The organism is Pseudomonas sp. P5_152 (assembly GCF_033989915.1).
Lineage (GTDB): Bacteria > Pseudomonadota > Gammaproteobacteria > Pseudomonadales > Pseudomonadaceae > Aquipseudomonas.
Genome location: NZ_JASFAH010000002.1, coordinates 5,090,001 through 5,105,945, shown reverse-complemented (window position 1 = coordinate 5,105,945; position 15,945 = coordinate 5,090,001). Strand labels below are relative to the sequence as shown.

At 58.3% G+C, this 15,945-nt stretch carries 12 protein-coding genes, 1 tRNA gene and 2 rRNA genes (1 of these 15 cut by a window edge); 10 read left to right on the top strand and 5 right to left on the bottom strand.

Annotation, left to right across the window (positions count from 1 at the left end; genetic code table 11):
* Nucleotides 1-27 precede the first annotated feature (27 nt).
* The 3 genes from QMK50_RS23265 (at nt 28) to QMK50_RS23255 (ending at nt 2,976) form a co-directional block, all read left to right on the top strand.
* Nucleotides 28-909, top strand: a complete 882-nt coding sequence (locus QMK50_RS23265; RefSeq protein WP_174244614.1) for an ABC transporter permease subunit — start codon at nt 28-30, stop codon at nt 907-909.
* On the top strand, nt 906-1,790 hold the full coding sequence (locus tag QMK50_RS23260; protein ID WP_095171050.1) for an ABC transporter permease subunit: 885 nt from the start codon (nt 906-908) through the stop codon (nt 1,788-1,790). The genes QMK50_RS23265 and QMK50_RS23260 overlap by 4 nt, the downstream gene beginning before the upstream one ends.
* 88 nt (nt 1,791-1,878) lie before the next feature.
* Nucleotides 1,879-2,976 carry a polyamine ABC transporter substrate-binding protein gene (locus QMK50_RS23255; RefSeq protein WP_095171052.1) on the top strand — a complete coding sequence of 366 codons (1,098 nt, stop codon included), beginning with the start codon at nt 1,879-1,881 and terminating at the stop codon, nt 2,974-2,976.
* A gap of 316 nt (nt 2,977-3,292) precedes the next feature.
* On the opposite strand, the gene QMK50_RS23250 is transcribed toward QMK50_RS23255, so the two are convergent.
* Entirely contained in the window at nt 3,293-5,656 is a 2,364-nt protein-coding gene (locus QMK50_RS23250) for a DNA polymerase II (RefSeq protein ID WP_320334066.1), read from the bottom strand.
* A gap of 600 nt (nt 5,657-6,256) precedes the next feature.
* On the opposite strand from QMK50_RS23250, the gene QMK50_RS23245 reads away from it, so the two are divergent.
* The 6 genes from QMK50_RS23245 to QMK50_RS23220 all read left to right on the top strand — a co-directional run bounded on the left by QMK50_RS23245 (nt 6,257) and on the right by QMK50_RS23220 (nt 10,852).
* The gene (locus QMK50_RS23245) at nt 6,257-6,586 is read left to right on the top strand and encodes a hypothetical protein (protein WP_095171056.1); all 330 of its coding nucleotides are present in this window, start codon (nt 6,257-6,259) and stop codon (nt 6,584-6,586) included.
* A 217-nt stretch (nt 6,587-6,803) separates the two neighbouring features.
* Nucleotides 6,804-7,244, top strand: coding sequence for a CBS domain-containing protein (locus tag QMK50_RS23240; protein WP_095171058.1), 441 nt, complete (start codon nt 6,804-6,806; stop codon nt 7,242-7,244).
* 163 nt (nt 7,245-7,407) lie between these two features.
* Nucleotides 7,408-8,004: a paraquat-inducible protein A gene (locus QMK50_RS23235; protein WP_320334065.1), complete on the top strand. Its 597-nt coding sequence runs from the start codon at nt 7,408-7,410 to the stop codon at nt 8,002-8,004.
* Complete coding sequence (locus QMK50_RS23230; protein ID WP_095171062.1) at nt 8,001-8,645, top strand: paraquat-inducible protein A; 645 nt, start codon at nt 8,001-8,003, stop codon at nt 8,643-8,645. Before QMK50_RS23235 ends, QMK50_RS23230 begins: the two co-directional genes overlap by 4 nt.
* The gene (locus tag QMK50_RS23225; protein ID WP_320334064.1) at nt 8,626-10,281 is read left to right on the top strand and encodes an intermembrane transport protein PqiB; all 1,656 of its coding nucleotides are present in this window, start codon (nt 8,626-8,628) and stop codon (nt 10,279-10,281) included. The genes QMK50_RS23230 and QMK50_RS23225 overlap by 20 nt, the downstream gene beginning before the upstream one ends.
* A 16-nt stretch (nt 10,282-10,297) precedes the next feature.
* Nucleotides 10,298-10,852: a PqiC family protein gene (locus tag QMK50_RS23220; RefSeq protein WP_320334063.1), complete on the top strand. Its 555-nt coding sequence runs from the start codon at nt 10,298-10,300 to the stop codon at nt 10,850-10,852.
* Nucleotides 10,853-10,861: 9 nt separating this feature from the next.
* Here the strand turns inward: QMK50_RS23220 and QMK50_RS23215 are convergent, their stop codons facing one another.
* Nucleotides 10,862-11,830, bottom strand: a complete 969-nt coding sequence (locus QMK50_RS23215) for a hypothetical protein (RefSeq protein ID WP_320334062.1) — start codon at nt 11,828-11,830, stop codon at nt 10,862-10,864.
* Nucleotides 11,831-12,045: 215 nt separating this feature from the next.
* On the opposite strand from QMK50_RS23215, the gene QMK50_RS23210 reads away from it, so the two are divergent.
* Nucleotides 12,046-12,399: a DUF2784 domain-containing protein gene (locus QMK50_RS23210; RefSeq protein WP_095171068.1), complete on the top strand. Its 354-nt coding sequence runs from the start codon at nt 12,046-12,048 to the stop codon at nt 12,397-12,399.
* Between the two features lie 63 nt (nt 12,400-12,462).
* On the opposite strand, the gene rrf is transcribed toward QMK50_RS23210, so the two are convergent.
* The 3 genes from rrf to QMK50_RS23195 all read right to left on the bottom strand — a co-directional run.
* Nucleotides 12,463-12,578: ribosomal RNA gene (gene rrf / locus QMK50_RS23205) — 5S ribosomal RNA — on the bottom strand.
* 170 nt (nt 12,579-12,748) lie between these two features.
* Nucleotides 12,749-15,641, bottom strand: a 23S ribosomal RNA gene (locus QMK50_RS23200).
* Nucleotides 15,642-15,888: 247 nt separating this feature from the next.
* Nucleotides 15,889-15,945: transfer RNA gene (locus QMK50_RS23195), tRNA-Ala, on the bottom strand; it runs 19 nt beyond the window's last position.

Here is a 15,945-nt window from a genome sequence, read left to right as displayed (position 1 = left end):
ACTCTCACTCAGCAGTTCCAGCGGTTTCTGCCCAGTGGGCGCAAAGTCGTGATCGGCCTGCCGTTCCTGTGGCTGTTCCTGTTCTTCATGCTGCCGTTCTTCCTGGTGATGAAGATCAGTTTTTCCGAAGCCGCACTGGCTATTCCGCCCTACTCCGAGATCTACAGCTTCGCCGAGCAGAAGTTCGAACTGATGCTCAACCTGGGCAACTACACGATGCTCGCCGCCGATGAGTTGTATATCTCGGCGTACCTGGGCTCGTTGAAAGTCGCCTTGCTCAGCACCGTGATGTGCCTGGTGCTTGGCTTCCCGATGGCCTACGCGATTTCCAAGGCCAGCAAGGAGGCGCAGAACGTGCTGTTGCTGCTGATCATGATGCCGACCTGGACGGCGATCCTGATTCGCGTCTATGCGTGGATGGGCATCTTGAGCAACAACGGCCTGCTCAATGGCTTCCTGATGTGGACCGGCTTGACCTCGCACCCGATCGAAATCCTCAACACCAACACTGCGGTGTACATCGGCGTGGTCTACGCCTACCTGCCGTTCATGGTGCTGCCGCTGTACGCCAACCTGGTCAAGCATGACCAGAGCCTGCTGGAAGCCGCGTCCGACCTGGGTTCGAGCACCTTCAACAGCTTCTGGAAGATCACCGTGCCGCTGGCCAGGAACGGCATCATCGCAGGCTGCATGCTGGTGTTCATCCCGGTGGTGGGCGAGTTCGTGATTCCGGAACTGCTGGGCGGCCCGGAAACCCTGATGATCGGTCGCGTGCTGTGGCAAGAGTTCTTCAACAACCGTGACTGGCCGGTGGCATCCGCCCTGGCGGTGGTGATGCTGGCGATCCTGATCGTGCCGATCATTCTGTTCAACCGCAGCCAGGCCAAAGAGATGGAGGGACGGGCATGAAGCGTTTCGGATTTTCCCGATTGATGCTGGTATTGGGCCTGGCGTTCATCTACCTGCCCATGCTGATTCTGGTGATTTACTCGTTCAACGCCTCGAAACTGGTAACGGTCTGGGGCGGCTGGTCGGTGAAGTGGTACGTCGGCCTGCTGGACAACAGCCAACTGATGGGCTCGGTACTGCGCTCGCTGGAAATCGCCTGCTACACCGCGATTGCCGCGGTGGCGCTGGGGACGTTGGCCGCGTTCGTGCTGACCCGGGTCACCCGTTTCAAGGGTCGCACCCTGTTTGGCGGCCTGGTCACCGCGCCGTTGGTGATGCCAGAAGTGATCACCGGCCTGTCGTTGTTGCTGCTGTTCGTGGCCATGGCACAGATGATCGGCTGGCCGATGGAACGTGGCATCGTCACCATCTGGATCGCCCACACCACATTTTGTGCCGCCTATGTGGCAGTGGTAGTCTCCGCGCGTTTGCGCGAACTGGACCTGTCGATCGAAGAAGCGGCGATGGACCTGGGGGCACGGCCGTTGAAGGTGTTCTTCCTGATCACCATCCCGATGATCGCGCCCTCGCTGGCAGCGGGCGGCATGATGTCGTTCGCCTTGTCGCTGGATGACCTGGTGCTGGCCAGCTTCGTCTCGGGCCCGGGGTCCACGACCTTGCCGATGGAAGTGTTCTCGGCGGTGCGTCTTGGGGTCAAACCCGAGATCAACGCGGTGGCCAGCCTGATTTTGCTGGCAGTATCGCTGGTGACCTTCCTGGTCTGGTACTTCAGCCGCAAGGCCGAAGCCAATCGCAAACGGGCGATCCAGGACGCCATGGACCAGACCGCCAGTGAATCCTGGCAGCCCGCCGCCAAGCCCATGACTGGTGCAACGGCCTGATGCCCGCTGGCGAGAGAGCACGCTTGCTCGCCAGCGGTTTTACCCACGCTTTACGTTATTCGTATAAGAAGAAAATGGAGCTGTACCGATGAAAATGCTTGGCAGGACTCTGCTGACACTGTCCTTATTGGGCGCGATTGCCACGGGCGCCCAGGCCAATGACAAGGTTCTGCGCGTCTACAACTGGTCCGACTATATCGCCCCGGACACCGTCAAGAAATTCGAAGACGAGACGGGCATCAGCGTGACCTACGATGTCTTCGACAGCAACGAAACCCTTGAGGCACGCCTGCTCGCCGGTAAATCCGGGTACGACATCGTGGTGCCGTCCAACAGCTTCCTGGCCAAGCAGATCAAGGCCGGGGTCTACCAGACGCTGGACAAGTCAAAACTGTCGAACTGGAAGAACCTCAACCCGGTGCTGCTGAAAAACGCAGCGGCCAGCGACCCGGACAACGGCCACGCTTTCCCCTACATGTGGGGCTCGATCGGCATCGGCTTCAACCCGGACAAGGTTCGCGAAGTATTGGGCGCCGACGCCCCGGTGAATTCCTGGGACCTGCTGTTCAAGCCCGAGAACGCAGCCAAGCTCAAGGCCTGCGGCATCAGCTTCCTCGACTCGCCCACCGAAATGCTCCCGGCCGCCCTGCACTACCTGGGCTACCCGGTGAACACCCAGGACAAGCAGCAGATCAGCGAAGCCGAAGCGCTGTTCATGAAGATTCGCCCGTCGGTGGCGTACTTCCATTCGTCCAAGTACATCTCCGACCTGGCCAACGGCAATATCTGCGTGGCGGTCGGTTATTCCGGCGACGTGCTGCAAGCCAAGGCCCGCGCCGAGGAAGCCGGGGGCAAGGTCAAGGTCGACTACAGCATTCCCAAGGAAGGCGCCGGCAGCTTCTATGACATGGTCGCCATCCCGCGGGATGCGGCCAACGTCGACAATGCCTACCAGTTCATGAACTTCCTGATGCGCCCGGACATCATGGCCGAGATCACCAACAGCGTCGGCTACAGTAACGCCAACGCGGCCGCGACTCCGCTGGTGGACGAAGCGATTCGCAACGACCCGGGTTCGTATCCCTCGCAAGCGGTGATGGCGACCCTGTATGCCGTGCCGGACATGCCCATCGCCACGCAACGGATCATGACCCGCGGCTGGACCCGGGTAAAACTCGGCAAGTAAACCTGCCGCGCCCGTCGGGGGCGCGGCGTGCAACACCGTTCATGCAGCAGCGCTGTTGCCACACGAACGGACTCACCGGGCTCCCTCGGTCACGGTGATTCAGGCGCCCTTCGGGTAATGCCGATCAGTTAAGGAAAAACGACCACCTATGTGGGAGCGAGCTTGCTCGCGATGGACGTGAACGATAACGCGTAAATGGATAAACACGCGGCGCTTTCAAGTTCATCGCGAGCAAGCTCGCTCCCACAATGGTCGGCGTCGCTTAACTGATCGGCATTACGCCCTTCGGGGCGCTTTTTTACGTCTGCAGCCTTGCCTAGAACAAGCCCATCTGCCCGCCAACCAGGGTGCTGAAGTCGTCGTCGACAAACGGCAGGATCGCATCCGCCACCGGCTGCAGTTGGCGGCTGACGTAATGCTCATAGTCGATCGGTGCGCTGCGGGTTTCCAGGGGTTCGGGACCGGCGACAGTGATCAGGTAGCTGATCCAGCCACCCCGCTGGTACTGGCGCGGTCGCCCCTGCTGGGCGTTGTACTCGTCGGCGATGCGTGCCGCCCGCACATGGGGCGGTACGTTGCGTTCATAGTCGTCCAGGGGCCGACGCAGGCGCTTGCGGTAGATCAGCAATTGATCCTGCTCGCCGGCTACGGTGGCGCGGACGAACTCACGCACATAGTCCTGATAGGGCTGGCGGTGGAAGATGCGCGAGTAGAGTTCCTGCTGGAACTGCCGGGCCAACGGCGACCAGTCGGTGCGCACGGTCTCCAGGCCTTTGTAGACCATTTGCTCGCTGCCGTCGGCATGCATCACCAAGCCGGCGTAGCGCTTCTTGCTGCCCTCCTCTGCCCCCCGGATGGTCGGCATCAGGAAGCGCCGGAAATGGGTTTCGTATTGCAGCTCCAGCACACTGTGCAAGCCGAGTTCGGCCAGCAGGTGTTCGCGCCACCACTGGTTGACGTGGGCCACCAGGGCGTGACCGATCTGCGCCGCTTCTTCCTGGCCGTGGGCCCGGCGCAACCAGACGAACGTGGAGTCGGTGTCGCCGTAGATCACCGCATGGCCCTGGGCTTCGATCAGTTGCCGGGTGCGCTGCATGATCTCGTGTCCACGCAGGGTGATCGAGGATGCCAGGCGGGTGTCGAAGAATCGGCAGCCGCTGGAACCCAGCACGCCGTAGAAGGCGTTCATGATGATCTTCAGCGCCTGGGACAGCGGCGCGTTCTGCTCACGCTTGGCCACTTCCCGGCCTTCGGAAACGCGCGCGACGATGGCCGGCAGGCAATGCCGGGTCCGCGAGAATCGCGCCCCGCGAAAACCTGGCACCGACTCACTGTCGTCCGGGTGACGCAGGCCTTCGATCAGGCCTACGGGATCAATCAGGAAGGTGCGGATGATCGAGGGGTACAGGCTCTTGTAGTCGAGCACCAGCACCGACTCGTACAGGCCCGGCTGCGAATCCATGACAAACCCGCCGGGGCTGGCCTGGGGTGGGCGCTCGCCCTGGTTCGGCGCAACAAACCCCTGGCGATGCATCAGCGGCATGTACAGGTGGGTGAAGGCCGCCACCGAGCCGCCACTGCGGTCGGCGGGCAGTCCGGTGACACTGGCTCGCTCCAGCAGGAAGGTCAGCAGTTCGGTCTTGGCGAAGATCCGCGTCACCAGCTCACAGTCCTTGAGGTTGTAGCGCGCCAGGGCCGGCTTGTCCTCGGCGAACATGCGGTTGATTTCGTCCATGCGCTGGTAGGGGTTGTCGATGGACTTGCCTTCACCGAGCAGGGTCTGTGCGACGTTCTCCAGGCTGAACGAGGGGAAACTCCATGTCGCCGAACGCAGGGACTCGATGCCGTCGATGATCAGCCGGCCTGCCGCGGCGGCAAAATAGTGATTGTTGCCCGAGCCGTGTTCACGCCACTGCATCTCCTCGCCACCACGTCCCAGGCGCAACGGCACCGCCAGGCGCCGGGCATGCTCGTGCAGCACCCGCAGGTCAAACTGCACCAGGTTCCAGCCGATGATCGCATCAGGGTCGTGCTCGGCGAACCATTGGTTGAGTTTCTTCAACAGCGTGGCCCGCGAGTCGCAGTACTCCAGGTCGAAGTCGACGGCGCCGGCCTCGCCGTTGGGTGCGCCGAGCATGTAGACCTGGCGCTGCCCGCAACCTTCAAGGGCAATCGAGTACAACTCGGCTTGCTCGGTGGTCTCGATGTCCAACGACACCAGCTTCAGGCGTGGACGGTAATCCGGCGCTGGCTTGAGATGGGTTTCGAGCAACAGGTCACCGTCGCCGGCCGTACCGCTGAACGACACGGGGGCGGTGATGAAGCGCTCCATCAGGTAGCGCTCCGGCGGGCGGATGTCAGCCTCGAAAACTTCGACGCCGGCCCGGCGCAGCACCGACTCCAGGTGCATCAACTGGCGGTGTTGCGGGCAGTACAGACCGAACACCGGGCGGTGCTGGAAGTCCTGCAACCCCAGAGGCCGCAGTTCCACACCCGGCTCGCCGCGCACCAGTTCCTGGGTGCGTTCACGGTACAGTTCCGGGATAAACGCCACCGAGGTCTGCACGGGCAGGCGCACCTGGCGCGGCCCGGCATCGGTCGCCAGCCAGAATTCCACGTGGGTGCCGGTCGGGGTGTCGCGCCAATGCCGGGTCAGGACGAAGCCCTGCTGTAAATCCACCGCAACAACCTCGAAGATGATTGGCCTTCGATTCTACGCGTCATTGCTGCTTCACGTGACCTTTGCATGAGTGACGCAAGGGATTGTAGGACAAGGTTAAATCCCTTCTCGCAGGCCTCGAAATTATTTTTGTAGTGAATGAAATAATTCACTACAAAACCGTTGACGAGGAGTTTTTCCCCTTGCATGATGCAGACACCTCCCCGATCGGGAGCACAGGCAAAAGTGTTGTGAAAAGGCTCGACTGACCGCCGAGCTGTTCCCGGATGTGTACTGCCCACAAGGCAGATTGATGAAGCTGACCTGGCATGTGCGTCCACTACACGGACGAGAAACGCCGGCGATCAATCCTCAAGATGCTTGTGGCCGAGTAAGTGGTATCGGTAGCAACTTCCAGGCAATCGTCGTTTCTCCCCCGCTGTGCCGCAAGTGCGTAGCAGTTTCTCGGCAAGACTACATGCATCCTGCTCAAGGCCCTGCCGATATTCGGCAGACAACCACTGTCGCCCTGGTTTCGGTACCAGATATCAACTTACCGAAGTAGAGAAGTGAATTAGCGAATCAACTAGACAGATCAAACATTGGTCAAGGGGCTTTAACATGAATCTGAACAATCAACCGACTATTGATGAACTGGCTCGTATGTTCGCAGCGCATAAAGACAGCCACGACAGCCATATCCTGTGGATTGCCAAATCTGGCCAGGTGCATATCGACTGCCTGTCACCCCATGCCCATGAAGACGAGTTCGCCAAGAACAACCATGACTTGCGCGCCCGACTGAAGATGTACCGTCGCGGCCAGGGTTATGTCGGCAAAAAAGCCGCCGCCGACAAAGATTATGTCGGTCGCGTTCTGGCCACACTGACCCAGGAGTGGCAGCACCTGCAGGCCAAACCTGAAGTGTGTGTCATCGACCGCTACTGCTGAGTTGTTCTGCACAGCCGCTGATGACGTTTACCCGTTGTCAGCGGCTTTTTTGTCGCTGTTTTTCGCCAGCCAAGGCTGATGCCACACCTCGATGACGCAGACAGAGCAGGTAAATGCCGCTTTGCCTACTTGCTCCAAGGGCTGGCGTCTATGATTCTGTATGGGTGTCCGGGCGTAAGGCGCCTGCCAACCATTACCACCTCGCAGAGGCTCCTCCATGAAGACAGTCGCGCAACTGCTCAAGCTCAAGGCCCAGCAGAACCAGCAGGTCCACACCATCAATTCCCATCAGATGGTGCTGGAAGCGCTGATGGTGATGGCGGCAAAAAACGTCGGCGCCCTACCGGTGCTCGAAGACGGCAATATTGTCGGGGTGATCAGCGAACGGGACTACGCGCGCAAGCTGGTACTCAAGGGCCGCTCCTCGGTCGGCACGCCGGTCAGTGAAATCATGAACTCGCCGGTGATCACCGTAGACTCCCATCAAAGCGTGCAGACCTGCATGAACATCATGACCGACAAGCACCTGCGCCACTTGCCGGTGGTCGAAGACGGCCAGTTGCTGGGCTTGCTGTCGATCGGCGACCTGGTCAAGGAAGCCATTGCCGAACAGGCCGAGCTGATCCAGCAGTTGGAGCAGTACATTCGCGGCGAGTAACTAGCCCTTTCTCTTATGGGCTGCGCGCCCTCATGGCGAGGACGCGCAGTTTTTCGTTTCAGCCAAGTGCTGGCCTCGGCAAACTTTATATTTGCTCTATGGCGAGGCACTTCTATATTCATTTAACGCCCCTGAAGCTTCTGCCTCCCCTTGAGTGCTAACCATGGCCAGGACTGACACACTGATCATCTGTGAGCACTGCGATGGCGTGTATGAAAAAGCCACGCTTGCCAAACACCAGACTGCCCTGTGCCAGCGCTGTGGCGGTGTACTGCAGCGCTACAACGGCCTGTCGGTACAACAACGCCTGGCGCTGACCCTGACAGCCGCGGTGCTGTGGGTGTTCGCCAACTTCTATCCGGTGATGAGCATCAGCCTGAAGGGCCTGAAGAACAGTGCCACGCTCTGGGACTCGGTGGTGGCCCTGAGTGATGGGCCGATTACCTTCATCGCCCTGGTGGCGGCCATCTCCATCATCATTGCGCCAATTTTCCAGTTGTTGCTGTTGATCTGGGTCTTGAGTTTCGCCCTGGCGTCCCGGCGCTCGCCGGCCTTCAAGCTGTGTATGCGCTGGCTGGAAACGCTGCGGCCGTGGAGCATGCTCGAGGTCTGCCTGCTGGGGGCCATGGTGGCAGTGTTCAAACTCGCCGGCCTGCTGGATGTGGTGCCAGGCCTGGGTCTGTTTGCCCTGGCAATCCTGAGCCTGTTGCTGATCCGCATTGCCGGACGCGATGTACGCGAACTGTGGGACATCTTATGAACACCCTGCCCGAGGCACGCGACCTCAACCTGTGCCTATGTCACAGCTGTGGCCTGGCTTGCGACATGCGCGACGAACCCCACACATGTGAGCGCTGCGATGCGCCGTTGCACCGACGCAAAACCAACTCCCTGGCCCGCACCTGGGCCTTTCTGCTGGCGGCCCTGGTGTTCTACATCCCGGCCAACCTGTTGCCGGTGATGAACACCAGTATGCTCGGCAGCGGTGCCGACAGCACTATCATCGGTGGAGTGCTGGAATTCTGGGAACACGGCGCCTGGGACATTGCGCTGATTATTTTCATTGCCAGTATCGCCGTCCCGGGAGTCAAGTTTGTCGCCCTCAGCCTACTCCTGGTGACGGCGCAACGTGGCAGTCTGTGGGCGCGCAAAGAACGCTCGCAGCTGTACCGTTTCGTCGAACTGATCGGCTATTGGTCCATGCTCGACGTGATCGTCGTGGCACTGGTGGCCGCCCTGGTGAAATTCCAGGCGCTGGGGGATATCGAACCACGGGCCGGCATTCTGTTCTTTGGCATGGTGGTGGTGTTCACCATGCTGTCAGCCATGAGTTTTGACCCACGCCTGATCTGGGACAACCGACAATCCGAGGAGGTCATGGATGCAATCGCGAGCCACTGACGGGCAGCAAGCACCCGGCACAGCCAACATCAAGACCCGGCGCTGGAGCGTTTCGCTGGTGTGGATCGTGCCGATCGTGGCCGTGCTGGTGGGGATTTCCCTGGTGATCCACAACGTGATGCAGCAAGGGCCCGTGATCGTCCTCAACTTCAAGACCGGGCAAGGCCTGACCGCCAACAAGACCGAGGTCAAATATCGTAACGTGGTGATTGGCCATGTCTCGGAGGTCGAACTCAGTGACGACCAGAAAAGCGTCAATGCCACGGTGAAACTGGCCAAGCAGGCCGAGTCCTTCACCCGCAAGGACTCGAAGTTCTGGGTGGTGCGCCCGCGCATTGGCGCCGGCGGGGTATCGGGTATCGACACCCTGCTGTCCGGCGACTTTATCGGCGCCGACGCCGGCCAGTCGAATGATCGCGCCAAGACCTTTATCGGCCTCGAAGCACCGCCGCCCATTACCTATGGCGAGCCAGGCAAGCGCTTCATGCTGCGCACCCGGGACCTTGGCTCGCTGGATATCGGCTCGCCGGTCTATTACCGCAAGATTCCCGTGGGCCAGGTGGTGGCCTATGCCCTGGACGCTGATGGCAAAGGGGTGAACATCGAGGTGTTCGTCACCTCGCCAAACGATGTCTATGTCACCAATAACACCCGCTTCTGGAACGCCAGTGGCATCGATGTCGAAGTGGGCGCCAATGGCTTCGCGGTCAAGACCGAGTCACTCTCTGCCCTGTTGCTGGGGGGCATCACCTTCCGCGCTCCCGACTACAGCCCCGACGACAAACCGGCCGTCGAAGACACCAGCTACGAGCTGTTCGAGGACCAGAAAAGCGCACTCGCCCCGCCCAATGGCAAGCCGCAATTCCTCGCCTTGCGCTTCGATCAGGCCTTGCGTGGGCTGAAGGTCGACGCGCCTGTTGAGTTCCAGGGACTGGAAATTGGCAAGGTGGTGGCGATCAACCTGGATTTCGATGAGAAGACCCGCAGCTTTCCGATCAATGTCGGCATCGTCATCTATCCGCAACGCCTGGGCCGTGCGCACCTGAAAATGCTCGCGGCACTCAAGCATGATCCCGATGACGAACAGGCCGGGATCCGGCTGATGGGCACCTTCGTCGAGAACGGCCTGCGCGCCCAGGCCCGTAGCGGCAACCTGTTGACCGGGCAGCTGTATATCGCCCTGGAATTCTTCCCGAAAGCGCCAAAAGTCGTCTTCGATGCCACTGCGCGTCCGGTGATGATCCCGACCGTGCCAGCCAGTCTTGAGCAATTGCAGGAGCAATTGCAGTCCATGGTGGAGAAGATCAACAAACTGCCGATCGAGCGGATCGCCAACAACCTGGACGCCAACCTGACGGAAATGCGCAAAGGCATCAAGCAATTCAGCGGGAAAACTCTCCCTGGGGTACAGGACACCTTGCAAGAGGTGAGCAAAACCCTGCAGTCGGCCAACTCGACCCTCGCCGAAGACTCACCACAACGTGAGCAACTGACCCAGACCCTGGATGAACTGGGGCGTATGTCACGCTCGCTGCGTGAATTGTCCGACTACTTGAGCAGAAATCCGGAATCCTTGCTACGCGGCCGTCCGAAAGATGCCCCGGCGCAAAATCTGCAACCGTCTTCGAGCCGCTGACCACAGGAGCAGGTCCATGTCTTTGTCGTTGAGAGTGTCGTTGCTCAGTGCACTGTTGCTGCTTACGGCGTGCCGCAGTGACCCGATTCATTACCACACGTTGCTCCCGGCGCAACCAGCCCCGGGCGCCCATGGGTCGGCGAACATCCAGTTCGAGCAGATCAGCGTGCCGCCCCAGGTCGACCGTCCACAAATGGTCATTCGCCAAGGCAGCAGCGGCTTGGCGATTCTGGAGACACAATGGTGGGGGGCGAGTCTGGTGGATGAGTTACGCAATGCCCTGGTCGACCAACTGTCCAGCCCCGTCGCTGGGCCCAAGCTGTCTTTACGCCTGGATGTGCAGCGCTTCGATTCAGTCCCAGGGCAGTACGCGCTTATCGATGCGCAATGGCGCCTGCGTATGGAAGAGGGAAAAAACGGCGAGAGCTTCCTCAATTGCCGCACCACCGTGCAGACGCCCTCGGGCCCGAGTATCGACGATCTGGTGGTGGCTCAACAGAACAACGTGAAACGCCTGGCCGCAGCCATCAGCCAGGCGGCCACTACTACTCGCTGCCCTACCTCACCATGAACAGCCGGCTCACTGGATTGCGCTACCAGGGGTGTCGGGGCTGAACACTTCACCCTGCTTGGGCGCTACCAACGGGCCAGCTCTCAGGCCACCTTCGATTTGCCGGGAGATGTAGTTGACCCCGGCCATCACCCCGTTGGTCTCGTTTTCCATCAGGCCCAGCCATGCCTTGTCGAAGGCGGCATTCAAGCTTCTGCGCATTTGCGCTTGCGCTTCGGGTCGGTCGCTTTCATTGGACATGGCACCGATGCCCAGCGAGACCACCGATATCACCGCACCTGCTACCCGACCGACGGCCGCTGCCACCGCGCTGGCGACGCTGCGCGAGGCAATCTGCGCCTCGAGCCGCTCACTGGCGCGCTTGGCCACTGACGAGATCCCAGCGTCCGACAACCCGGCCCCTGCCCCACTATTGGAGCCGCGTACTTGCTCGATCAGGGCCAGATAAGCCGGCAATCGGTTGACTGGTTCGGTGTGGACGATCTGATACAGCGAAGCATTACGCGCAGGTGGCGGTGCCAGGGTGATGGCGGGTATCCGGTTGAGACGCTGGTCGAATTGATCCTGGGGCACGGAGTAATGCTCCTGGATCTCCCCCAGATGGGCACTGAGCATCTGCAGATACAGGGTGACGGCGTCGCCCATGATCACGTTCGGGTCTGTGACCTTGGCCACCGGATCCAGCACGCGCTCGTGGTACTGCTCCTGCAGGTACAGGCTCAAGCGGTTGACCACTGTATCCTTCTCGTCCTTGGCGCTGAGCTTGTACCAGCCCACTTTCATGCCCAGCCATTGCTGGGTCCAATAGCCGGTAAACCAGGGAATGAAGTCGCTCTCGGTGCGCTGGAACACCTGCTCGCGCCATCGTTCCATGGCTTTGCGCGTGTACTGGCGGACCGTTTCCCTGGAGGACAACGAGACAGTTTCGATGTCTTTATCAATCTGCTGCCAGGTCGCGTCCGTGATCACTACTTGCACCGTCGGTTCGACGCGACGCGCAGTCGAGCATCCAGCCAGTAATATGACCAGTAAAGTAAAAAACAGGACACGCCGATTCAAGATCGCAGTCCTCCCCGCAAATGACACGACAGCCGTAGCCACGCATCAATGCGAATCGAACGCCTGGCATTTTGGGTCACGGTACGGTGAGTATAGGTGGTGAAGAACCTGCTCAATTACCGACGGGAGGCACCATGCTCTATCGACTGACGGCTGACGGCCTGCTGCTCGTGCATTTGCTGTTCATTCTGTTCGTCCTGTTCGGCGCCCTGCTCGCGTTCAAATGGCGCCCGGTGATCTGGTGGCACCTGCCAGCGGTAGTGTGGGGCACCCTGGTTGAAGTCTGCCACTGGAGCTGCCCCCTGACCCGCTGGGAAAACCTCATGCGCCGCAGTGCCGGCCAGGCCGGGTATGAGGAGAGTTTCATCGAACATTACCTGTGGCCCCTGATTTACCCCGCTGGGCTGACGCCTAGTATCCAGCTAGGCCTCGGTGGCCTGGTGGTGCTGGTCAATGGACTGATCTACCTGCGCCTGGCCAGGCGCTGAACTTTCTCGCGGACAAAAACAAAACCCCTACCTGCATACGCAGATAGGGGTTTCGGAATTTAATCTTGACGATGACCTACTCTCACATGGGGAAACCCCACACTACCATCGGCGATGCATCGTTTCACTGCTGAGTTCGGGATGGGATCAGGTGGTTCCAATGCTCTATGGTCGTCAAGAAATTCGGGTACTGAGTCGTGGCCAGATGACCTCGCTTCAGCAAATTGGGTATGTGATAGCTTTCGGTGTTGTGTGTTGCTTTGAGCAGATTCGAACTTTCGGTTCGTTTCGTCTTCACACACCGCAATCTGATGCTTCTTTCGAAGTAGTCAAATTGCTTGGGTGTTATATGGTCAAGCCTCACGGGCAATTAGTATTGGTTAGCTCAACGCCTCACAGCGCTTACACACCCAACCTATCAACGTCGTAGTCTTCGACGGCCCTTCAGGGGACTCAAGGTCCCAGTGAGATCTCATCTTGAGGCTAGTTTCCCGCTTAGATGCTTTCAGCGGTTATCTATTCCGAACATAGCTACCCGGCAATGCCACTGGCGTGACAACCGGAACACCAGAGGTTCGTCCACTCCGGTCCTCTCGTACTAGGAGCAGCCCCTCTCAAATCTCAAACGTCCACGGCAGATAGGGACCGAACTGTCTCACGACGTTCTAAACCCAGCTCGCGTACCACTTTAAATGGCGAACAGCCATACCCTTGGGACCGGCTTCAGCCCCAGGATGTGATGAGCCGACATCGAGGTGCCAAACACCGCCGTCGATATGAACTCTTGGGCGGTATCAGCCTGTTATCCCCGGAGTACCTTTTATCCGTTGAGCGATGGCCCTTCCATACAGAACCACCGGATCACTAAGACCTACTTTCGTACCTGCTCGACGTGTCTGTCTCGCAGTCAAGCGCGCTTTTGCCTTTATACTCTACGACCGATTTCCGACCGGTCTGAGCGCACCTTCGTACTCCTCCGTTACTCTTTAGGAGGAGACCGCCCCAGTCAAACTACCCACCATACACTGTCCTCGATCCGGATAACGGACCTGAGTTAGAACCTCAAAGTTGCCAGGGTGGTATTTCAAGGTTGGCTCCACGCAGACTGGCGTCCACGCTTCAAAGCCTCCCACCTATCCTACACAAGCAAATTCAAAGTCCAGTGCAAAGCTATAGTAAAGGTTCACGGGGTCTTTCCGTCTAGCCGCGGATACACTGCATCTTCACAGCGATTTCAATTTCACTGAGTCTCGGGTGGAGACAGCGCCGCCATCGTTACGCCATTCGTGCAGGTCGGAACTTACCCGACAAGGAATTTCGCTACCTTAGGACCGTTATAGTTACGGCCGCCGTTTACCGGGGCTTCGATCAAGAGCTTCGCGTTAGCTAACCCCATCAATTAACCTTCCGGCACCGGGCAGGCGTCACACCCTATACGTCCACTTTCGTGTTTGCAGAGTGCTGTGTTTTTAATAAACAGTCGCAGCGGCCTGGTATCTTCGACCGGCGTGGGCTTACGGAGCAAGTCCTTCACCCTCACCGGCGCACCTTCTCCCGAAGTTACGGTGCCATTTTGCCTAGTTCCTTCACCCGAGTTCTCTCAAGCGCCTTGGTATTCTCTACCCAACCACCTGTGTCGGTTTGGGGTACGGTTCCTGGTTACCTGAAGCTTAGAAGCTTTTCTTGGAAGCATGGCATCAACCACTTCGTGTTCTAAAAGAACACTCGTCATCAGCTCTCGGCCTTAGAATCCCGGATTTACCTAAGATTCCAGCCTACCACCTTAAACTTGGACAACCAACGCCAAGCTGGCCTAGCCTTCTCCGTCCCTCCATCGCAATAACCAGAAGTACAGGAATATTAACCTGTTTTCCATCGACTACGCTTTTCAGCCTCGCCTTAGGGACCGACTAACCCTGCGTCGATTAACGTTGCGCAGGAAACCTTGGTCTTTCGGCGTGGGTGTTTTTCACACCCATTGTCGTTACTCATGTCAGCATTCGCACTTCTGATACCTCCAGCAAGCTTCTCAACTCACCTTCACAGGCTTACAGAACGCTCCTCTACCGCATCACCTAAGTGATACCCGTAGCTTCGGTGTATGGTTTGAGCCCCGTTACATCTTCCGCGCAGGCCGACTCGACTAGTGAGCTATTACGCTTTCTTTAAAGGGTGGCTGCTTCTAAGCCAACCTCCTAGCTGTCTAAGCCTTCCCACATCGTTTCCCACTTAACCATAACTTTGGGACCTTAGCTGACGGTCTGGGTTGTTTCCCTTTTCACGACGGACGTTAGCACCCGCCGTGTGTCTCCCATGCTCGGCACTTGTAGGTATTCGGAGTTTGCATCGGTTTGGTAAGTCGGGATGACCCCCTAGCCGAAACAGTGCTCTACCCCCTACAGTGATACATGAGGCGCTACCTAAATAGCTTTCGAGGAGAACCAGCTATCTCCGAGCTTGATTAGCCTTTCACTCCGATCCACAGGTCATCCGCTAACTTTTCAACGGTAGTCGGTTCGGTCCTCCAGTTAGTGTTACCCAACCTTCAACCTGCCCATGGATAGATCGCCCGGTTTCGGGTCTATTCCCAGCGACTAGACGCCCTATTAAGACTCGCTTTCGCTACGCCTCCCCTATTCGGTTAAGCTCGCCACTGAAAATAAGTCGCTGACCCATTATACAAAAGGTACGCAGTCACAGAACAAGTCTGCTCCCACTGCTTGTACGCATACGGTTTCAGGATCTATTTCACTCCCCCCTCTCCGGGGTTCTTTTCGCCTTTCCCTCACGGTACTAGTTCACTATCGGTCAGTCAGTAGTATTTAGCCTTGGAGGATGGTCCCCCCATATTCAGACAAAGTTTCTCGTGCTCCGTCCTACTCGATTTCATGACTAAGAGATTTTCGCGTACAGGGCTATCACCCACTATGGCCGCACTTTCCAGAGCGTTCCGCTAATCTCAAAGCCACTTAAGGGCTAGTCCCCGTTCGCTCGCCACTACTAAGGGAATCTCGGTTGATTTCTTTTCCTCAGGGTACTTAGATGTTTCAGTTCCCCTGGTTCGCCTCTTAAGCCTATGTATTCAGCTTAAGATAACCATCTTATGATGGCTGGGTTCCCCCATTCAGACATCTCCGGATCAAAGTCTGTTTGCCGACTCCCCGAAGCTTTTCGCAGGCTACCACGTCTTTCATCGCCTCTGACTGCCAAGGCATCCACCGTATGCGCTTCTTCACTTGACCATATAACCCCAAGCAATCTGGTTATACTATGAAGACGACATTCGCCGAAAATTCGCACTTGCTCATAGAGCAACTCACAAATCTTCACCTTAGCCTGATCCGTTACCAGTGAAAGTAACGTTCAGTCTATCTTTCTATCACATACCCAAATTTTTAAAGAACGATCTAATCAAAGACTAGAAATCAACATTCACCATCATAATGATGGAATGCTCATTTCTAAGCTTTCAACAAACAGAAGCAGTAGTGGTGGAGCCAAACGGGATCGAACCGTTGACCTCCTGCGTGCAAGGCAGGCGCTCTC